The organism is Shewanella phaeophyticola, from assembly GCF_025398315.1.
Classification (GTDB): domain Bacteria; phylum Pseudomonadota; class Gammaproteobacteria; order Enterobacterales; family Shewanellaceae; genus Shewanella; species Shewanella phaeophyticola.
In genome coordinates this window covers 2,839,292-2,858,250 of sequence record NZ_JAODOQ010000001.1, presented here as the reverse complement: position 1 = coordinate 2,858,250, position 18,959 = coordinate 2,839,292, and the positions used below count along the sequence as shown (strand labels likewise).

Below are 18,959 nucleotides of genomic sequence, written 5' to 3'. Positions count from 1 at the left end.
TATCGATGGTGACTTATCTTGAGTTCAGATCGCGGCGTTAAAAATATGCACGCCGCACTGTAAGATGTAATTTTTTTGTTAACTAGACTTGGTAGTCTAATTTTATAGAACTAGACTGTCCAGTCTATTTTTGGTTATGATGCATTAATGATATCGAAAAATATCGATGCTGAATTTAGTAATAGGGTTAACCTACGGATTTCACATGACAAAAAATACTTCAGACATAAATAATGACGAACAAGTGACCTTAAGCCGCAGTGAACAAAAGCGAAATCAAGTGCTTGAGTCGGCAATGGAGTTATTTTGTCAAAATGGCTTTCCGCTAACCAGTATGGATGAAGTCGCAAAACATGCGGGCGTATCAAAACAAACGGTTTACTCGCATTTTGGTTCTAAAGATGATTTATTTGTGGCCGCGATTGATTCAAAATGCGTTGCACATCAGCTCACCAGTGGTACCTTAATGGATGCCGCTGATCCACAGCGAGTGATACTGCAATTTGCCAAACAGTTTGGCGAAATGATTGTTAGCAAAGACACCATGACGGTATTTAAAACCTGCGTTGCTCAGGCCGATACTCATCCAGAGGCCTCTAAACTGTTTTACAACGCTGGCTTCAAACATGTTCTAGGGCTAATTCGTGAATATTTAACCAAGGTTAATCAGCATGGCGAATATTACTTTGAACATCCGCACGACAGTGCCGTAAGGCTATGCTTAATGTTGTTTGGTGAGCTTAAGTTACGCTTAGAGTTAACATTAGAGACAGATCATTTATTATTAAGTCGACAACAATACTTGCAAGATACCGCGGAGATGTTTTTGCGCGCTCATAAAGTTACGCTAAAATAATTAAACTTAATTTGAACTCAATTGTCATTAAGTCAGTATTAGTTCCAGTACTAGCTCCAGTATTAAGCCACGCAATGGTCATACTCTTATTTAGAAAGGATGCGCATCACTATGACGCTTTATAAAGCTCAAATTTCTCAAGCGAATGCATGCCGTTTGTTGTTCAAATCACTCTTATTAACACCTGTATTCGTTCCTAGTTTATTACTCTGCCAACAAGCCAATGCCGCACCTGAACGCTCACCATTTTCATTAACGGTTGCACGTACCTCAACCGCCACAGCTGATGTCGGTGCGAATACGGGTAATGAACTTCAGCGTGACGCCTGGAAAACCAGTTTTTCAGCCACCATGCCATTAAATCGACAATGGTCGATAGGGGCTAATGTTGGTTATGATAATTTAGATTATGACTGGCGGATAAACCAAGCCACTCAACTGCAATCAGCCGAGCAAGACTGGTCGACGGTTCATCAATACAGTGCCGGATTATCACTGACATATCGTCTAGATAACCATTGGATGTTTTTAATCGCACCGCAGTTAAAATATGCTTATGCCGATACGGCATCGTCATCTAATGCGCAAAGTTACGGTGTTGTAGCATCCAGTATGTACCGTTTTGATTCAGGTAATATGTTGGGCTTTGGTGTGGCTTATTTGAATGATATTTCAGAAGTTCGCACTGTGCCATATATAGCCGTTCGCTGGCAAATCAACGACAAGTTAGTGCTAGCTAACCCATTCCAAGCAGGTTTCAGTGGCCCCGCAGGCTTAGAGTTAAGTTATCAATATCGCCCTGACATTGATTTTGGCATTGGTAGCTCAAAACGTACCGAACGTTTTTTAGTCGCCGATGATGACCAAACCATCGAGATTGATGAATGGGTCGGCTTTGTCCGTGCAGGCTGGAAAGCAACTGATAGCTTAAGTCTTAATGCCTATGCAGGTTATTACTTTGGCGGAGAAATGGAACTGAGCGATCCAAAAGTGACCGAAGACATTGAAGACCAAGCAGCGTTTGGTTTAGTGTTTAAATTGGCTTTTTAAGGTCGCGATATAAATTAACGAATACTGTTTTTAGAACAAAAAAATGCCGCTAACATCAGCGGCATTTTTCTATCAACCAAATGGCTAATAAGCTTAAACATTAAAAATAAGTGACTTCTTTAACTCGTTTAGGACGGTTTTGTTGTTCGTACAATTGCCATACTTGCTTAAAGTCTAACGCTAACTCAGTGACATAAAACTCACCAGAAGGGTAGGTTTTAACCACTTTAGCACCACGAATAATACCGCTGACACTCGATTTAACATTATCGTCAGTTAATAACCACTCACTAACATCGCTATTCGCTGAAATCTTTTGGCCGTAAACTTGTTCGGCTAACTCTCGGTATGCAGCAATTTTTGACGCTTGCATCGCCATTAACACTCGGTGTGAAGCTTCAGGGCTGGGTTGTGTTGCTAAAGGTGCATAACCGACAGCGGTTAACGTCGGGAATGATTCTGGTGCTTCGGTTTCCCACTGCACGTATTTATCTTTACTGGCACACCCGCTTAATAATATCAGCATCATAACGCATAGCAGTTGCTTCATAGCTCATCTCCTAACACGGTATAACGGCTGTCGCCTTTTTTCTCATGGCGATAAAGTAAGCCGTTACGAGATTCGATTAATTCAGATGGTTGTAAATAACCTGACAAACTCGAAGCCGCGACAAATGACTGCACCGCAGAAAGCACGCGGTTGTTAGATACATTAACCACTCGACCATTGAATACCACGCCTTCCGGCGTCATTGACATTGTTGACACTAATACATGCGACACAGGTAAACCCGAAGGTAATAATTCCCAGTTTCGGCTCAGCATAAACTCACCTTGTTCTGTTGCACGTAAATTAATCGCAACATTCATGTCAACCAAATTAAACTCGCGGGCATGAAACGCAGCCAACATGCCTTGCTGTAACTGTAATGCCAACTCATTGGTAGCATTTAAGTTATTAGACAATACAGGGGTTGTTATGAGCAATGGCTGATCTGAGCGTAAGGCATCGTTTTGCAAAACCAATTCATTAACCAGCTTTTCAGCCCACACATTAATTTGACCCTTAGGTGCTAACCCTGCACCTTGGATGTCATAAATGAGTTGGTTTTGATAAACCCCATTTTCATCAGCAACCTTGGTGTATTTACCGTTATTTTCAAACGCTAAATTGTTTGCTTGATTCGGTGTTTGATTACACGCAGCGACAGTTAATATCGCTAACACTGCTGTGAGAGTAAACCTATTAATCATGATGGTTCCTTTTAAATGTCTGCTGTTTGCAGTGTCAATAGTTAAGGTTTTATTTACTGTTATCAATGAGTTGATAAACAGTCACCTCGTTTGTCACCACGGTGCGCGACAAAGCAGCAAATGAACTATAAAACTTTATCGGCAAATACCTGAAAAGCTTTACTGTATTTGAGTATCATCACGTAAAATTGCCTTAATTAATTTAATGGCGTGATTTTTGCTTGTTAAATAACAATGATTTTAAGTGCCCAACTGACGATTTTTTGACATTAGGATATCGTATGCCGACGCAAATACACCTTACTAAGCGCGCAACACGCTTAAACAAACTTGTACTAGCATTAATGCTATTTGCGAGTCTATTTCAGGTGCAATCGACTTTCGCTCAGGAGGTCGAGGTGACAGGTCGAGCCAAAATCGTCAACGGCGACATAGATAAAGCCCGCGAAGAAGCCATTAGCCAAGCGTTAAATTACGCAAGCTTAAAGGCGGGTGTTAATTTTTCGAGTGAACAATCAATCGACCAGGGGCGATTGACTCAAGATGTTTTTCAAATTCAGCGCATCGGTTCTGCTAATAATGTCGAATTAATGAGTGAAATGATCAGCCAAAATACCATCACTGTCGTGTTGAAGTTAGCACTCTCAGAGCAAGAGCCAAACGCACAATGCAAAAGCCAGTCATTAAAAGCCGCAATAATGCTGCCACAATCTTATTTACAAGATCGCGCCCAATTACGTTACGGTCAATTAGCCAACTTTGAACAACAGATCACTGAAAAACTAGGTAAAATCATCAACGCTCAGTCACGTTATAGCTTCGCGCGAATACATGCAGATGAAAAAATAGATAACACTAACCAATTGGTTAATTTTAGAGGTTATCGCATTCCCACTTGGTTAGGAGAAATAACCGAAAGCCAATACGTGTTACAACCTGACATTATTGATATTTCAACTGAGCCGGCACAAAATGGCTTTTTTGGCTTAACCGATGATTATCCCATCAGGCAGTTCATGTTAAAACTTACGCTCTATCATGGCATCAGTGGCGAGATCATATGGACAGAAACCTTCGCCACATCAACAGAGTGGGAGTTTGAAAAACAAGAAATCGTTTCTCCTGCTAGCCAACGTTTTTGGCGTTCATCTTATGGTCAAGCCATCAGTGAGATATTTCAAACGAGCGTACTCAATTTAGATAAACAACTAAACTGTCGGCCATTGTTAGGCCAAATTGTCGCAAGGCAAGGCGACAGAATTATCATTAATTTGGAAGCCGTAAAAATGGTGTGAAAATGGGCGATAAATTTCAGGTCGTGCTGCAAAAAAATATCCCCGACCGCCTAAACGCAATGAGAGCTGTAGCCAGTAAAAGTCGGGCAAATATTGTCATTGACCAAGTCAGCGAAGATAGCGCCACAGCGATATTTAATGGCATTGATGGCGCTGATAATATTCAAGTGAATGATATTGCGATTAAAAACTAATCATCAATAATATTTAAGTGTGTTTTGCAGGTCATTAACGCAGTTTTGAGCTGAAAATGTGGTAAATATTATCCGCATAGGTCATTAACTCGGCTAAGATTTAAGCAATTAAATTTAAAGGCTTTAAATCAATTTTAAACTCAGTATAATCAGAGGGTCTCTCTATAGCTCAACAGGATAGAGCAGCCGCCTCCTAAGCGGCCGATCGGGGTTCGAGTCCCTGTGGGGAGACCATATAGCTTATTTTTAGTTCATATATTTGTTCACTTCGGTCTCCCTGATAAGACCGTTATCTACTGTCATAAGCAAAGTAGTAAATTCTTTTCTATTCTCTTATAGTGTTTAACCTGCCTTAATGCATTTTGGAATAAATATTGCTAGTTCATTTAATAGTGAGTTTATTGGCAGTCTATGTCTATAGACAGGTCGGCTAATGATTAAAAGGGATGTAACTAATGCAATTGTTAGATTTATCGTTAATTGGAAGGTCACTTCCTTTGCTTAATAGTGATATGACGGCATTAACAGCACAATTAGATTCACTCGTTGGATCATCTCGTTTTTTGGTGCTCGGCGCAGCTGGCACAATTGGCCAGGCTGTGACCAAAGAAATTTTTAAAAGACAGCCTAAAAAACTGCATACTGTTGATATTAATGAAAATAATCTAGTTGAACTTGTTAGGGATATTCGAAGTGCTTTTGGCTACATTGCAGGTGATTTTCAAAGCTTCGCGCTTGATATTGGCTCGATTGAATATGATGCTTTTATTAAAGCTGATGGTCAGTATGATTATGTGCTCAATTTATCTGCGTTAAAGCATGTGCGCAGTGAGAAAGATCCTTTTACATTAATGCGAATGATTGATGTAAATGTGTTTAATACAGACAAAACAATTCAACAATCTATTCAAGCGGGTGTCAAAAAATATTTCTGTGTCTCGACAGATAAAGCGACAAACCCAGTGAATATGATGGGGGCTTCCAAAAGAATTATGGAGATGTTTTTGATGCGTCGTAGCCATCAATTAAATATCTCAACTGCAAGGTTTGCTAATGTCGCCTTTTCAGATGGCTCACTGTTGCACAGCTTTAATCAACGAATTTTTAAGCAACAGCCTATTGTGGCACCCAACGATGTGAAACGTTATTTTGTGACGCCGCAAGAGTCGGGTGAGTTATGTTTAATGTCTTGCCTTTTAGGTGATAATCGTGACATTTTTTTCCCTAAACAAACGCAATTTTTACCGCTTGTTTCTTTTGCCGACATTGCAGTTAAGTATCTAGCACAGCTTGGATATGAACCTCACCTTTGCCAAAGTGAATCTGAAGCTCGAGATTTAGTTCACTCTTTACCGAGTCAGGGGATGTGGCCTTGTTTGTTTACTCAAAGTGACACCACAGGTGAGAAAGATGTTGAAGAGTTTTTTACCCATAATGATGTACTCGATATGGATCGGTTTACTGATCTCGGAGTTATAAAGCATCCTGCCGAATTTGATGAAAAACGGTTGAACATGTTTGAACATGAAATCAATGCCATGAAACGAGAACAAGCTTGGAGCAAAACACAAATTGTTGCACTGTTTAATAAAATGTTACCTGAGTTTGACCATAAAGAAACAGGTAAATACTTAGATGGAAAAATGTAGGAAACTAGATGAAAGCAGCTAATATTGGTCAGTTCATTCGTGATATTTATCGAACAGATCAGTTTATTCCTTTGCATGCTCCCACCTTTGCAGGCAATGAGAAACGTTATGTTATAGATACTATAGACAGTACTTTTGTCTCAAGCGTTGGTAAATATGTTGATGAGTTCGAAAACAAGATAGAACACTATACCGGTGCAGCTAAAGCTGTTGCTGTTGTTAACGGAACGGCGGCATTACAAACCGCTTTATATATGGCCGGTGTGACTGTTAATGATTTAGTTATTACTCAAGCGCTAACCTTTGTTGCAACCTGTAATGTCATTTACCATCTTGGCGCCAGCCCACTTTTTGTTGATGTATCTAATGTTAGTTTAGGTTTGTGTCCGGTAGCACTAGAACGTTATTTAACTGAGCATGCTTCATTAACCGAATTAGGTTGTGTGCATAAGCAAACAGGGCAGTTGATCAAAGCTGTAGTACCTATGCATACTTTTGGGCACCCAGCTCAATTGGATGAACTTGTCAGTATTTGCCTAAAATGGCAATTAACACTAATTGAAGATGCGGCAGAAAGCCTAGGTTCCACTTATAAAGGCAAACACACTGGAACTATTGGTGATTTCGGTGCGGTTAGCTTTAATGGCAATAAAATTATTACTTCAGGTGGTGGTGGAATGGTGCTTTGCAAAAACGAAGCGCAAGGCATACAAGTGAAACACCTCACTACTACAGCGAAAATGCCACATGCTTTCGAATTCTTCCATGATCAAGCAGGCTTTAATCATCGCATGCCTAATCTCAACGCTGCGTTGGGTTGCGCACAAATGGAAGTTATTGATGATTTTCTAGCAAGTAAACGATTATTGGCTGCGAAATACAGTGAATTTTTTGCTGGTTCGGCCTATCAGTTTGTCATTGAACCTGAATACGCAAAGTCTAATTACTGGCTTAATGCGGTGATATGTGAAAGCCACGAAGCTCGAAATAGGTTACTGACTGAAACGAATTATAACGGTGTGATGACTCGTCCGGTATGGACGTTAATGCATCATTTGCCTATGTTTAAAAATGCATTAAGAGGCGATTTGAGCTATTCGGAATTGATTGCAGCGCGTTTAATTAATTTACCTAGCTCACCTATCGATATTAGAGAAAATAAATGAGAAAAATAGCTGTATTTACAGGAGCAAGAGCTGAGTATGGGCTTCTTTATTGGATTATTAAAGGGATACAAGAATCGCCAAATGCTGAATTACAATTATATGTAGGTGGAATGCATTTATCTCCTGAGTTTGGTTATACCATAGATCAAATAGTAGCAGATGGGTTTAACATTACCGAAAAAATGGAGTTTCTCCTATCTTCCGACTCACCTGTAGGTATAACAAAATCATTGGGGCTAGCGCTTATAACTGCCGCTGAAGTTCTAGACAGGAATAAACCTGATTTATTGGTTTTATTAGGCGATCGGTTTGAATCCATGGCACTTGCACAAGCTAGTATGGTAGCTTGTGTTCCTGTTGCACATATTCATGGGGGAGAAACAACAGAAGGTCTTATTGATGAAGCCATTAGGCATTCAATTACCAAGATGTCTCACATACACTTTACTGCAACTGATGAATATAGTAAACGCGTGATTCAATTGGGAGAACAACCTTCTAAAGTGTTTAATTTTGGAGCGCCAGGAATCGATAGCATTGTTAAGTTATCATTGATGGATAAAGTTACCTTATCTGAATCTATATCTTTCGATATTACATCTCCTTATTTCATGGTCACATATCACCCCGTTACTTTGGAACATTTAGGTTCTGTCGATTCATTAAATAACTTAATTCAAGTGTTGGAGTTATATCCTGATTATCAGTTAGTTATTACTTATCCAAATGCAGATACTCATGGGCGGAAATTAATTGAGATATTAGATGCGTTCAAAAAAATATCCTGAACGGATTTTACTGATTAGATCTTTAGGCCAATTACGATATTTAAGTTTATTAAAGTATTGTTCGGGAGTTATTGGTAATTCATCAAGTGGGTTGATTGAAGCACCAACCTTTAAAGTACCTACAATTAATATTGGAAATAGGCAAAAAGGTAGAGTCAGAGGTAATACGGTTATTCAATGCGGTGAATCTATTGATGAAATAAGAAATGCTGTTGATGTCGCTTTAAGTAAGGCGTTTATTGACAACTGTGCACAATCGCATAATCCATATGGTGATGGAACGAGCTCTAAAAAAATTGTAGAAAAACTAATATCATTTCCACTGGACAACATTGTTGTTAAGTCTTTTTACAATTATTGAAGGAGAAATAATATGCGAATAGGCTTTATTGGATGTGTAGAGTCAAGTTTATTAGCTTTAGAAACACTTGTTAGCATGGATAATGTTGAGGTTGTAGCCGTCATTACAAGGCGAGCCACAACTGTAAATGCAGACTTTGCGGATTTGATCCAACTATGTAAATTAAACGATATTCCATACCTATTTGAAGAACCGACTAATCGTATTATGTCTACTGAATTTTTTCGAAGATATGATTTAGATATCATTTATTGTATTGGTTGGAGTTATCTTTTAAGTAAAGACCTCTTAGACTTAACACCTCAAGGTGTCATTGGTTTTCATCCTGCAAAGTTACCTGCAAACAGAGGGCGACACCCAATTATTTGGGCTTTGGTATTAGGATTAAATGAAACTGCATCCACATTTTTTAAAATGGATGAAAGCGCTGATTCGGATCCTATTTTAAGTCAGGAGTTGGTACCTATCGATGCTGAAGATAATGCAACCTCGCTTTATAAAAAGATACTTATTACGGCAAAGAAACAAATAATAGACTTCACAAATCAATTGACATCAGGAACGGCTGTTTTCAATGAGCAATCTTCCGATTTAGCAACATACTGGAGGAAACGCTGTAAGGAAGACGGATTAATAGATTGGAGAATGTCTGCCGCAGCGATTCATAATTTAGTTCGAGCCTTAACTTTCCCATACTCAGGTGCTGAGTTTATATTGAGAGATAAATTAGTTCCTGTATTTTGCTCTACAATTGACTTAAATACTTATGCCGAAAATATTGAGCCCGGTAAGGTTTTGTCCGTAAAAGGAACGAGTATATTAGTCAAGTGTTATGGAATAAATTCAATTTGGCTACATAATTTAAATGAAGATCAATTACCTATAGTTGGAGAGTATTTGTGAAGAGTGTGTTAATCGTTGCTCCACATGCCGATGATGAAACTTTAGGCTGTGGTGGATCCATACTTAAGTTTGTTCAAGCTGGTTATGAGGTTCATTGGCTTTTGGTGACAGGGATGAGTAAAAGCTCTGGTTTTACAACAACTCAAATTGCTACAAGAAAAAAAGAAATTGCGGCAGTAACGTTGGCATATGGATTTTCATCAATTAACGAATTAATGTTGCCCGCGGGTCAATTAGAAACTTTACCGATGAATCATATCGTAGAGCCTATTAGTGATGTTGTTTCAAAGATTAAGCCTGAGCAGGTCTTCACTGTTTATCGAAATGATGCACACACAGATCATAAAATTGTATTTGATGCGGTAATGTCGGCCACCAAGTCGTTTCGTTACCCGTTTGTCAAAAAAGTGCTGGCTTATGAGACTTTATCAGAAACAGATTTTGGTTTAAAACCTGAAGATGGAGGCTTTAAACCCAATGTCTTTATTGATGTGAGTTTACAGCTTGAGAAAAAATTAACTATTCTTGAAATGTATCCATCTGAAATCGCACCATTCCCCTTTCCTCGTTCACGTAAGGCTCTAGAGTCTTTAGCGTATGTTCGTGGTGTTCAAGCGAATGTTGAAGCTGCTGAAGCATTTGTGCTCATCAAGGAAATATTATGACTCTAGTGATTGCAGAAGCCGGGGTTAACCATAATGGTTCGCTCGAAATGGCATTTCAGTTAGTCGACGAGGCTGTTAACGCTGGGGCTGACATTGTAAAATTTCAAACCTTTAAAGCAACAAACTTAGTGACAGCAAGTGCCAGTAAAGCACAATATCAAATAGAGGCTACCGGTAATCAAGAGTCACAGTTAGCTATGTTAACGCGTCTAGAGCTTAGTTATGACGCGCATCACCAATTGCTTGAGTATTGTGCTTCAAAAAATATTGAATTTTTATCAACCGCATTTGATTTCGAAAGTTTAGATTTTTTAGTTGATGAAATTAAAGTGAAACGGCTGAAAATTCCATCAGGTGAATTAACCAATAGTCCGTTTGTGTTAGCGCATGCTAGAACTGGGTTAGATATTATTTTATCAACGGGAATGACAACGTTAGAAGAAGTGAAAAATGCGCTCAGTGTCATTGCCTTTGGCTATGTTTCGCCATTAGAGATGCTGCCTTCATTGGCAAATTTTGAGCTGGCTTTTCAATCGGATGAAGGTCAAAAAGCTCTATCCGGTAAAGTGACCATTTTACACTGCACTACAGAATATCCTGCGCCATTTGACGAAATAAACTTGAACGCCATGGATACACTCAAACAAAGCTTCGGGTTACCTGTTGGTTATTCAGATCACAGTCAAGGTATTGCGATTCCAATTGCTGCAGTAGCTAAACAGGCTGTAGTAATTGAAAAACACTTTACGCTCGATTGTTTATTGCCAGGCCCAGATCATCGAGCGTCTATAGAACCGTTGCAATTAAAAATGATGGTGGATTCTATCAGACAAGTTGAAAAAGCGTTGGGTCATGGTATTAAGAAGCCCACTATATCTGAAGCTAAAAATATAATTATTGCCCGAAAAAGTATTGTGGCACAAACAGATATAAAAAAAGGTGAGCCATTTAATGTCAGTAATTTGACAATGAAAAGGCCTGGAAGTGGTATGTCTCCGGATATATTTTGGCAGCTGACTTCCGGCCAAGTAGCATCAAAAAACTATCGGTCAGGGGATTTAATCGATGAGTAAGCCATTAATCATGATTGGATCAGGTGGCCATGCAAGCGTATTAATGGATCTACTTCATCTTAACGGCTGTAATGTTATTGCATATGTTTCGTCTGAGAAAAACAATAATAATCAGATGTTTGAATCGATACAGTACTTAAGTGATGATGACGATATAGGTCAATTTAATCCTGATGATGTACTTTTGGTTAATGGCCTTGGGAGTTTACCGAAACAACAAAACCGAGAAAAAGTGGCGGCATTTTTCTCTAAATTAGGTTTTAGTTTTGCAACGGTTATATCACCACACGCGATTGTATCTTCATCTGCATATTTGGCACAGGGTGTGCAGGTAATGTCTGGAGCCATTATCCAAACGGGTGCGTATATTGGTGAAAACAGTATTATTAATACTGGTGCTATAATTGAGCACGACTGTAATGTTGGTGCGAATAACCATATTGCACCTCGCGCGACACTTTGTGGCAATGTAACTACACAAGATGATGTTCATATAGGCGTGCATGCCTGTGTGATACAAGGTGTTGATATTGGTAAAAATGTTGTTGTGGGTGCTGGCGCTAGCGTTGTGACAAATGTTGAAGAAAAATCGGTTGTATACGGGCATCAGGCATTAATAAGAAAAAAGGAATGAAACGTTATGAAAAAGCATTGGAAAGATGTTGCTTTAGCGCCGAAGCAGTCCATTCGTGATGCTTTAGAAATTATTAACTTTCATGCTCTACAAGTTGCTTTAGTTGTCGATGACAATGATCAATTGCAAGGTGTTGTTACTGATGGTGATATAAGACGAGCTTTATTAAACAACCTTACTCTTGACCAGTCTGTGGCTCTCGTCATGAACCGCAATCCAATTACTGCGACGTTTGATACGCCCAAGCAAAAACTCATCCGCTTAATGGAGCAAAAAAGCATTTTAGCGATTCCATTGATTAAAGGTGGAAAAGTGGTCGATCTTCAAACGTTTAAACAGACGTTGAATCAACCTTATTATGATAACCCAGTGCTCATTATGGCTGGGGGCTTTGGTACGCGTTTACGCCCTCTTACAGATAATTGTCCTAAACCTATGTTAAAACTCGGTAATAAACCGCTTTTAGAAATGACAATTCTGAATTTTGCCAAAGCAGGGTTCATAAACTTTTATATTTCAACTCATTTTATGCCAGAACAAATTAAAGATTATTTTGGTGATGGCAGTCGCTTGAATGTCAACATTACTTATATTCATGAAGATTCCCCTCTAGGTACAGGTGGCGCTTTGGGGCTATTGCCAAATGACATCCCAGATTTACCGCTTATTATGATGAATGGTGATGTGCTTACAAAAGTCGATGTTCAGCGTTTACTTGAGTTTCACAATGAAAACCAAGCCCACGCCACTATGTGCGTTAGGGAATATGAGTACCAAATTCCCTATGGCGTGATTAATGGTAATGGTAATACCGTTGTGAGTATAGAAGAGAAACCGACACAACGATTTTTTGTCAATGCTGGTATTTATGTCGTCTCACCAGAAATCATCAAGCAAGTGAGTGAAAACCAAGTGATTGATATGCCCACGCTACTAGATAACAAGATCCAAGTGGGTGGGAAAGTGCTTATGTTTCCATTGCATGAGTATTGGTTAGACATAGGTCGATTAAATGACTTTAATCGAGCACAGGCTGATATATATGCTTTAGGAATGATGTAATGTTCAATGGTAAAAAAGTTTTAGCGTTGATTCCTGCTCGTGGCGGTAGCAAACGCTTACCAAGAAAAAACTTGCTATCATTAGATGGAAAACCATTAGTTAACTGGTCAATTGATTTGGCTTTAGCTAACCAGTTCATCGATTGTGTGATTTTGAGTACTGATGATCCTGAAATAGTATCTGTAGTTGATGAGCGAGTATTCATTCCGGAGTTAAGACCTGATTATCTTTCAACAGATTTATCAACCACATTAAGCGTACTGTTATATACAATTGAAAAATTCGGACAAGGTTTTGATATTTTAATGGTCTTACAGCCGACTTCCCCTATTCGTAAACAAGAACATATTAATGAGGCTTTGAGTGTGTTTTGTACCAACAGTGCTTTTTCAGTGGTGTCTGTTACTCAATGTGAACATCCTCCTATATGGTCTAATACATTGCCAGAAAATGGTATGATGGATGGGTTTATTAAATCAGAAGGACTCAAACGTTCTCAAGATTTAGATATATTTTATAGATTAAATGGTTCAATTTATATTTATGATATTCATGAACTTCTAAAAGTAAAACATGTTAATTTTACTGAAAATACTTATGCTTATAAAATGGATAATATGTATTCAATTGATATTGATAACAAAATTGACTTTGAAATGGTTGAGTTCTTTGTACAGAAATATCAATTAGGGATAGATTATTAATCTGTAATACTCATGGTATCCTAACCTTTAATTCCCCCTTTGCTTAGTTTACATATTTTATATGTGAGTTTATTTTTACCTATCGAATTCTCTTTGTTTTTTACGCTATAATTGCACCTCATTTTAGTTTGCCTGGAGCAGTTGTTTGTCACACTCATATATTCCGTTTGATCTTTATAAGCGTAAGTGGATTTTTAACCATAAAGATTTGCCCGTGTCAGATGATGACAAGGCGTTGATTAAGCCATTGGCTGATAAAAGTGCCATGGAAGTCTGGAATAAGTGGATAAGCAATAAAAGCAGCCGTGCTGAACAATTTGCTAAAGGTGATTGGCCAGCAAAGCAAGATGCTTGGAGCGCAACTGAACATTGGCAATCAGCGTGGGATTCAAATGATAACGCCTTGCCAGAAGCCATTCTTGAGCATATTCAATGGCCAGATGATGCGGTTGTTTATTTTTGCTATGAAAAATATCAAGTGATTGAAACACGCTGGGATGTGTTTGTGCGTAACTGGAAGTGCTTTTTGTTTTTTGATGATGATCACTATTCTAATGGCACCTAAACACAAACAAGCGCTGATGTTTGAGCAAAACGGTCAATATAAATTGGGCATGCGTGGCTAATCGACCTTGGTGCCTTTATGGCGCAGTTTCTCCCACCTAAAGCATAAAATACATAACTATAATGAGAATATATGAAACTTAATCAATTAATTGGGTTAGCTTTTGCTGTGATGTTGCCGGTTGTTGCTCAGGCAAAAGTCGTTGCCGACGTGGATATTGCCGAGCAAGCAACATTTGCACAACAAGCTTTAGTACTTAATGGTGCTGGCGTGCGCAGTAAGTTTTTTATGGACTTATATGTTGGCAGTTTATATTTGCCAACAGCAGTAAATCAGTTAGACAGTGTGCTTGAGCAACCCATTGCAGTGATTCAGTTAACCATTACGTCGGGGATGATCACCTCAGACAAAATGCGTAATGCCATAGAAGAAGGCTTTGACGCGGCCACCGATAATAATATTGGTTCGATTAAATCGGAGATTCAACACTTTAGCCAATTATTTGCTGACGAAATTGTTGAGGGCGACCAATTCACTTTTGTCACTCAAAAAGGTAAGGGTGTTACCAGTATTAAGAATGGTAAAGTGCAGGGCGACATTGCGGGAGAGGCTTTTCGTCAGGCATTATTAAAGATTTGGTTAGGTGACAACCCTGCACAAAAAAGCTTAAAACAGGATATGTTAGCGCAATAAATCAATTGTTAGGTTCTAGGTGCGAGGCTCTAGGGCGGACTGTGTCCTGCTAGGTGCTAGGTGCTAGGTGCTAGGTGCTAGGTGCTAGGTGCTAGGTGCTAGATCAGATTTAATCGTTTCTAGCAGAGAAGCGTTCTAGGCTGTGAAATCATTACCTAAGGTCGAAATAGTCGAGGTTTTACCTTTGTCATTATAGGTAAGGCTAGAAGCGTTTCGGCTGATTTGTAATGCTTGGGCTAAGCGATTTATGGTGGCGATATTGTGCTCAATTAAGTTAGAGTTTTGTGCGTTGATGTCTTTGCATTCAGCCAATATTGCTTTAGCTGATGCCACTTTTTCGGCCAATTCTGGCTGCGTGGTGAGTTTGTCATGCTCTGGGTGTGCTGCAAGCTTTTCATCAGTGACTTTGAGTAAACTCATGCGCTGCATTTTGTCTTTGGCCAATTGCAGAAGTGTGTCAGCATCTTGTTTTAGCAATGCATTTTTTTCGTCGCTGATAAGTTGTTTTAGCTGAGTCAGCGTTTGATGCTGAGCATCAAGAAGCACAGTTATATCGGTCATATATTACTCTTTTATTTTCGTTATCAACACTTATCCCTGATGCCATTAAGCACCGAAGAATTCGTTGAAAATACCATAAAGAGTAACGCGTTACTGCTACTCTTTATCGAATGATAAGCCACTTAATTCAGCTTCAAAGCTCGCAATGTTTGCTGCTAGTTTTTCTGGGTCAACTTTGTAGCGACCTTCAGAGATAGCTTGTTTAATCTCATCAACCTTTTTTTGATCGACTTCTGGCAACGCAGCCATTTTAGTTTGAGCACCTTGCAGCTGTTGCGCTTGCGAAGTTATGCTAACCGAATCCGTTTTTACCGGAGTTGCAGACTTTTGTGCCGCAGCGGTATCTGTTTTCGAAGTTGACTGCGTGTCACGTGCGGTGCGCATCTGTGTATTGGTCGCAGTATTGTTTTTAATATCAATTGCCATGTGAGGCTCCAGCGTAATGAATCAGGTTTTCCTTACAGGCTATCGGCGCTTGAGGAAAAAACTTTAATCTATTTTACATTCTTACTTCAACTTCGCCAACGGCAATGACTATTGCTTCTAATTGTTTGTTACTTTGACTGTTTTTTACACGGATTGATTCACCAACATTACCGTCACGTAAGGCCTCACCTAAGGTTTTTATTTGTATGCTTTCGGTTTTTGCATAAATTGAAATCATGTCGCCTTTACACACAAAGCACAGGTTGTTGCCAATAAGCGGCGAATCCTTTGCGACTCTGCGTTTAACGCGCGAACCTATTAATTCTGTTACATCAGAAAAAAACTGACCTTTTAAACTGTATTGATCAACATACTCAATGCTTAAATGTCGATAATCAATAATTTCATCCGGTGACAATAGCTCTGTAGCTACCACCACAGGGTATTGAATATTAACTCGTACAGACAAATACATTTGCCAAGGGTAATCGTAATCGGGTGTTTCACAGCCGATTTTGACGGTGTTATTTCGGCTTATCTCCCTGTCGCTGGCTAATTCGACTGAAATAGGCGGGTAGCAGCGCGGTGGAGTGAGTCTCCCTTCTAAGTTTTGAGGGGTAATATCGACCTTAGCATTTGAGTCTACATTCATTTTTTTGGCAACAGTCTCTTTAGCTAACTGATAAATGGTCGATAATGAGGGAGCAACAGCTTCTTCGCTGGCAAATGCCGGCAAAGAAAGCGAGAGCGAGCACAAAAAACACAAAAAAAATACTTTCATAATGAAGATACTAGCTAGTTTTGCCAGAAAACACCTATACTTTGAAAAACCATAAATACGCAAATCATATTGGCGTATTGAAATGACCAAAAGCGGGACGGTATATGGGCTATTCATCAGTGTTACCCTCCGTCAATAAAGTACCGCATTGTCTTGTTAAGTGATTTAAAGCAAGTTGTATGCCTATTTTGTTGAGTTAGCGGATGAGTATTGATGTCCTGGCTGTGCATACAATGAATAACACGTGTTAGTTGCCAGTAAAATGTGTTACTAACGAAGTATCAATTATAATGAACCAAGATCATAAGCTAGGGTCTGTTGATCCTAGGGTTTACTATAATTTTAATAACAAATTTTATCCTTTAGGGTGACAGTTAACTACAAGGCCGCGATATGTCGAGTATTTTAGAATCAGTAAATAAGCGTACCCAGCTTGTTGGGCAAAACAGATTAGAGTTACTGCTATTTAGACTTAATGGCCGTCAACGCTTTGGCATTAACGTGTTTAAAGTAAAAGAAGTGTTGCAATGCCCGCCACTAACAACCTTACCTAGGCTAAACCCATTTGTTAAAGGGGTTGCTCACATTCGTGGAGCGACTATTTCTGTTATTGATTTAAGTGCAGCAACAGGCGGCCGTCCGTTAACCTCTACCGAAAATTGCTTTATCATCATTTCTGAATATAACCGAAGCGTACAAGGCTTTTTGGTGAGTTCTGTAGAGCGAATTATCAACATGAATTGGTCGGCGATTATGCCGCCGCCTCAGGGCGCGGGTCGTTATTCATACTTAACCGCAGTGACTGAAATTGAAGGTGAGTTAGTTGAGATTTTAGATGTTGAGAAAATTCTTGATGAGATTTCTCCAGTAAAAACGGCCATCAGTAAAGAAGTCAATGAAACACTGACTATCGACAGAGAGCAGCATTATCATATTATGGTTATCGACGACTCAGCGGTTGCGCGTAAACAGATTATCCGCTCGTTAGAATCATTAAACCTACAAATTGATACCGCCAAAGATGGTAAAGAGGCATTAGATAAACTCAAAAGTATTGCCAGTGAAATGGATGATGTGTCGCATGAAATTCCGTTAATTATTTCTGATATCGAAATGCCAGAAATGGATGGTTATACCTTAACTGCTGAAATCCGTGACGATCCTAAATTGAAAAATATCAAAGTGGTACTGCACACATCACTCAGTGGTGTATTTAACCAAGCAATGGTTCAAAAAGTAGGTGCAAATGATTTTATCGCTAAATTTAACCCAGATGAATTAGCTGCAGCGGTAAATAAGCATTTAAGTTTATAACGGTTTATAATAACAATGGTTTGAGTTGTTAAGCGTATAAAAGCTTACTTATTTTAGGATGATAATGTGACAGATAAATCACTTGCTGAAGCAGAGTACAATCAATTTAGGCTGTTTTTAGAACAGCATAGCGGTATTGTGTTAGGCGAGAATAAACAATATTTAGTGCGTAGCCGTTTGGCTCCTTTGATGGGTAAGTATAATTTACCGTCACTATCAGAGGTGGTTAAAAAGTCGATGAAGCCGACCGAACGTCAGTTACGTGCCGAAGTTATTGATGCGATGACCACAAACGAAACTTTATGGTTTCGCGACCGTTATCCTTTTGAGTTATTACACAACACACTATTACCTGAATACAGCAAGCTCGGGCGACCGTTAAAAATTTGGTCTGCGGCCTGTTCATCGAGCCAAGAGCCATATTCGCTTGCGATGACTGTTTTAGAGTATCAACAACGTAAACCTGGCGCATTAGGTGGTGGGGCATCGATTCAAGCAACGGACTTATCGCCATCAATGCTTGAGCGCTGTAAAAATGCTGAATACGACAGTTTAGCCTTAGCCCGTGGTTTATCTGATGAGCGAAAGCGTCAGTTTTTTGATGCTTTACCGTCAGGCAATATGAAAGTGAAAGATAATGTAAAGCGTTTAGTTAACTTTAGAGCGCACAATCTCCTTGAAAGTTATAGCTTATTAGGTAAATACGACATTATTTTTTGCCGCAATGTATTGATTTACTTTGCCCCAGAGGCAAAAGCAAAAATCTTGCGGCAATTTGCTGCCGCGCTAAATCCTAAAGGGATTTTATTTTTGGGAGCGTCAGAATCTATTGCCGGTTTAACCGAAGAATTTAACATGGTTCGTTGTAATCCAGGTATTTATTACCAGAAAAAAGTTTAGCAAAATTAACTGTTTAAGATTTATATCATGCCGGCGTTCGTCGGCATGCTCATTTTTAATATCGT

At 39.1% G+C, this 18,959-nt stretch carries 20 protein-coding genes, 1 tRNA gene and 2 pseudogenes; 18 read left to right on the top strand and 5 right to left on the bottom strand.

Annotated elements, in window-relative coordinates; translation table 11 throughout:
• Positions 1 to 205: 205 nt before the first annotated feature.
• Both N4T56_RS13260 and N4T56_RS13255 read left to right on the top strand, forming a co-directional pair.
• A complete protein-coding gene (locus N4T56_RS13260; RefSeq protein ID WP_261733564.1) occupies positions 206 to 856 on the top strand; it encodes a TetR/AcrR family transcriptional regulator in 651 nt (216 codons plus the stop codon).
• A 111-nt stretch (positions 857 to 967) separates the two neighbouring features.
• Positions 968 to 1,906: an autotransporter outer membrane beta-barrel domain-containing protein gene (locus tag N4T56_RS13255; protein ID WP_261733563.1), complete on the top strand. Its 939-nt coding sequence runs from the start codon at positions 968 to 970 to the stop codon at positions 1,904 to 1,906.
• A 100-nt stretch (positions 1,907 to 2,006) separates the two neighbouring features.
• On the opposite strand, the gene N4T56_RS13250 is transcribed toward N4T56_RS13255, so the two are convergent.
• Positions 2,007 to 2,456 (bottom strand): LPP20 family lipoprotein, encoded by a 450-nt coding sequence (locus N4T56_RS13250; RefSeq protein ID WP_261733562.1) that lies wholly within the window; start codon positions 2,454 to 2,456, stop codon positions 2,007 to 2,009.
• A complete protein-coding gene (locus tag N4T56_RS13245) occupies positions 2,453 to 3,160 on the bottom strand; it encodes a FlgO family outer membrane protein (RefSeq protein WP_261733561.1) in 708 nt (235 codons plus the stop codon). The genes N4T56_RS13250 and N4T56_RS13245 overlap by 4 nt, the downstream gene beginning before the upstream one ends.
• A 281-nt stretch (positions 3,161 to 3,441) precedes the next feature.
• On the opposite strand from N4T56_RS13245, the pseudogene N4T56_RS13240 reads away from it, so the two are divergent.
• The 14 genes and pseudogenes from N4T56_RS13240 (at position 3,442) to N4T56_RS13175 (ending at position 14,912) form a co-directional block, all read left to right on the top strand.
• Positions 3,442 to 4,649: pseudogene (locus N4T56_RS13240) on the top strand (flagellar assembly protein FlgT).
• A gap of 158 nt (positions 4,650 to 4,807) precedes the next feature.
• Positions 4,808 to 4,883 (top strand) — tRNA-Arg (locus tag N4T56_RS13235).
• Positions 4,884 to 5,104: 221 nt separating this feature from the next.
• Positions 5,105 to 6,298 (top strand): UDP-N-acetylglucosamine 4,6-dehydratase, encoded by a 1,194-nt coding sequence (locus N4T56_RS13230; protein WP_261733560.1) that lies wholly within the window; start codon positions 5,105 to 5,107, stop codon positions 6,296 to 6,298.
• Between the two features lie 8 nt (positions 6,299 to 6,306).
• Positions 6,307 to 7,464, top strand: a complete 1,158-nt coding sequence (locus N4T56_RS13225; RefSeq protein ID WP_261733559.1) for a LegC family aminotransferase — start codon at positions 6,307 to 6,309, stop codon at positions 7,462 to 7,464.
• Positions 7,461 to 8,252 (top strand): UDP-N-acetylglucosamine 2-epimerase, encoded by a 792-nt coding sequence (gene neuC, locus N4T56_RS13220; protein WP_261733558.1) that lies wholly within the window; start codon positions 7,461 to 7,463, stop codon positions 8,250 to 8,252. Before N4T56_RS13225 ends, neuC begins: the two co-directional genes overlap by 4 nt.
• The gene (locus N4T56_RS13215; RefSeq protein WP_261733557.1) at positions 8,230 to 8,613 is read left to right on the top strand and encodes a UDP-N-acetylglucosamine 2-epimerase; all 384 of its coding nucleotides are present in this window, start codon (positions 8,230 to 8,232) and stop codon (positions 8,611 to 8,613) included. The genes neuC and N4T56_RS13215 overlap by 23 nt, the downstream gene beginning before the upstream one ends.
• Before the next feature lie 12 nt (positions 8,614 to 8,625).
• Complete coding sequence (locus N4T56_RS13210; RefSeq protein ID WP_261733556.1) at positions 8,626 to 9,516, top strand: formyltransferase family protein; 891 nt, start codon at positions 8,626 to 8,628, stop codon at positions 9,514 to 9,516.
• Positions 9,513 to 10,181 carry a PIG-L deacetylase family protein gene (locus N4T56_RS13205; RefSeq protein ID WP_261733555.1) on the top strand — a complete coding sequence of 223 codons (669 nt, stop codon included), beginning with the start codon at positions 9,513 to 9,515 and terminating at the stop codon, positions 10,179 to 10,181. The genes N4T56_RS13210 and N4T56_RS13205 overlap by 4 nt, the downstream gene beginning before the upstream one ends.
• The gene (neuB, locus tag N4T56_RS13200; protein WP_261733554.1) at positions 10,178 to 11,254 is read left to right on the top strand and encodes an N-acetylneuraminate synthase; all 1,077 of its coding nucleotides are present in this window, start codon (positions 10,178 to 10,180) and stop codon (positions 11,252 to 11,254) included. Before N4T56_RS13205 ends, neuB begins: the two co-directional genes overlap by 4 nt.
• Positions 11,247 to 11,888: an acetyltransferase gene (locus tag N4T56_RS13195; protein WP_261733553.1), complete on the top strand. Its 642-nt coding sequence runs from the start codon at positions 11,247 to 11,249 to the stop codon at positions 11,886 to 11,888. Before neuB ends, N4T56_RS13195 begins: the two co-directional genes overlap by 8 nt.
• Positions 11,889 to 11,894: 6 nt before the next feature.
• Complete coding sequence (locus tag N4T56_RS13190) at positions 11,895 to 12,950, top strand: nucleotidyltransferase family protein (RefSeq protein ID WP_261733552.1); 1,056 nt, start codon at positions 11,895 to 11,897, stop codon at positions 12,948 to 12,950.
• The gene (locus N4T56_RS13185) at positions 12,950 to 13,654 is read left to right on the top strand and encodes an acylneuraminate cytidylyltransferase family protein (RefSeq protein WP_261733551.1); all 705 of its coding nucleotides are present in this window, start codon (positions 12,950 to 12,952) and stop codon (positions 13,652 to 13,654) included. The genes N4T56_RS13190 and N4T56_RS13185 overlap by 1 nt, the downstream gene beginning before the upstream one ends.
• 145 nt (positions 13,655 to 13,799) lie before the next feature.
• Positions 13,800 to 14,280 (top strand): annotated as a pseudogene (locus tag N4T56_RS13180) (DUF2947 domain-containing protein).
• 71 nt (positions 14,281 to 14,351) lie between these two features.
• Positions 14,352 to 14,912 (top strand): chalcone isomerase family protein, encoded by a 561-nt coding sequence (locus N4T56_RS13175; RefSeq protein WP_261733550.1) that lies wholly within the window; start codon positions 14,352 to 14,354, stop codon positions 14,910 to 14,912.
• A gap of 135 nt (positions 14,913 to 15,047) precedes the next feature.
• Here the strand turns inward: N4T56_RS13175 and N4T56_RS13170 are convergent, their stop codons facing one another.
• The 3 genes from N4T56_RS13170 to flgA form a co-directional block, all read right to left on the bottom strand.
• Positions 15,048 to 15,473: a flagella synthesis protein FlgN gene (locus tag N4T56_RS13170; RefSeq protein WP_261733549.1), complete on the bottom strand. Its 426-nt coding sequence runs from the start codon at positions 15,471 to 15,473 to the stop codon at positions 15,048 to 15,050.
• A 96-nt stretch (positions 15,474 to 15,569) separates the two neighbouring features.
• Positions 15,570 to 15,899, bottom strand: a complete 330-nt coding sequence (flgM, locus tag N4T56_RS13165) for a flagellar biosynthesis anti-sigma factor FlgM (RefSeq protein WP_261733548.1) — start codon at positions 15,897 to 15,899, stop codon at positions 15,570 to 15,572.
• A gap of 73 nt (positions 15,900 to 15,972) precedes the next feature.
• Complete coding sequence (gene flgA / locus N4T56_RS13160) at positions 15,973 to 16,680, bottom strand: flagellar basal body P-ring formation chaperone FlgA (RefSeq protein ID WP_261733547.1); 708 nt, start codon at positions 16,678 to 16,680, stop codon at positions 15,973 to 15,975.
• Between the two features lie 393 nt (positions 16,681 to 17,073).
• Between flgA and N4T56_RS13155 the strand changes: the two genes are divergently transcribed.
• Both N4T56_RS13155 and N4T56_RS13150 read left to right on the top strand, forming a co-directional pair.
• Entirely contained in the window at positions 17,074 to 17,994 is a 921-nt protein-coding gene (locus N4T56_RS13155) for a chemotaxis protein CheV (protein WP_188917890.1), read from the top strand.
• 66 nt (positions 17,995 to 18,060) lie between these two features.
• Positions 18,061 to 18,894 (top strand): CheR family methyltransferase, encoded by an 834-nt coding sequence (locus N4T56_RS13150; RefSeq protein ID WP_261733546.1) that lies wholly within the window; start codon positions 18,061 to 18,063, stop codon positions 18,892 to 18,894.
• Positions 18,895 to 18,959 lie beyond the last annotated feature (65 nt).

Coding starts and splice junctions, on each gene's coding strand:
- N4T56_RS13245 (WP_261733561.1), bottom strand. CDS start 3,160: ATGATTAATAGGTTTACTCTCACAGCAGTGTTAGCGATATTAACTGTC.
- N4T56_RS13210 (WP_261733556.1), top strand. CDS start 8,626: ATGCGAATAGGCTTTATTGGATGTGTAGAGTCAAGTTTATTAGCTTTA.
- flgA (WP_261733547.1), bottom strand. CDS start 16,680: ATGAAAGTATTTTTTTTGTGTTTTTTGTGCTCGCTCTCGCTTTCTTTG.
- N4T56_RS13195 (WP_261733553.1), top strand. CDS start 11,247: ATGAGTAAGCCATTAATCATGATTGGATCAGGTGGCCATGCAAGCGTA.
- N4T56_RS13170 (WP_261733549.1), bottom strand. CDS start 15,473: ATGACCGATATAACTGTGCTTCTTGATGCTCAGCATCAAACGCTGACT.
- N4T56_RS13155 (WP_188917890.1), top strand. CDS start 17,074: ATGTCGAGTATTTTAGAATCAGTAAATAAGCGTACCCAGCTTGTTGGG.
- N4T56_RS13190 (WP_261733552.1), top strand. CDS start 11,895: ATGAAAAAGCATTGGAAAGATGTTGCTTTAGCGCCGAAGCAGTCCATT.
- N4T56_RS13175 (WP_261733550.1), top strand. CDS start 14,352: ATGAAACTTAATCAATTAATTGGGTTAGCTTTTGCTGTGATGTTGCCG.
- N4T56_RS13230 (WP_261733560.1), top strand. CDS start 5,105: ATGCAATTGTTAGATTTATCGTTAATTGGAAGGTCACTTCCTTTGCTT.
- N4T56_RS13250 (WP_261733562.1), bottom strand. CDS start 2,456: ATGAAGCAACTGCTATGCGTTATGATGCTGATATTATTAAGCGGGTGT.
- neuB (WP_261733554.1), top strand. CDS start 10,178: ATGACTCTAGTGATTGCAGAAGCCGGGGTTAACCATAATGGTTCGCTC.
- N4T56_RS13260 (WP_261733564.1), top strand. CDS start 206: ATGACAAAAAATACTTCAGACATAAATAATGACGAACAAGTGACCTTA.
- N4T56_RS13215 (WP_261733557.1), top strand. CDS start 8,230: ATGCGTTCAAAAAAATATCCTGAACGGATTTTACTGATTAGATCTTTA.
- neuC (WP_261733558.1), top strand. CDS start 7,461: ATGAGAAAAATAGCTGTATTTACAGGAGCAAGAGCTGAGTATGGGCTT.
- flgM (WP_261733548.1), bottom strand. CDS start 15,899: ATGGCAATTGATATTAAAAACAATACTGCGACCAATACACAGATGCGC.
- N4T56_RS13255 (WP_261733563.1), top strand. CDS start 968: ATGACGCTTTATAAAGCTCAAATTTCTCAAGCGAATGCATGCCGTTTG.
- N4T56_RS13185 (WP_261733551.1), top strand. CDS start 12,950: ATGTTCAATGGTAAAAAAGTTTTAGCGTTGATTCCTGCTCGTGGCGGT.
- N4T56_RS13225 (WP_261733559.1), top strand. CDS start 6,307: ATGAAAGCAGCTAATATTGGTCAGTTCATTCGTGATATTTATCGAACA.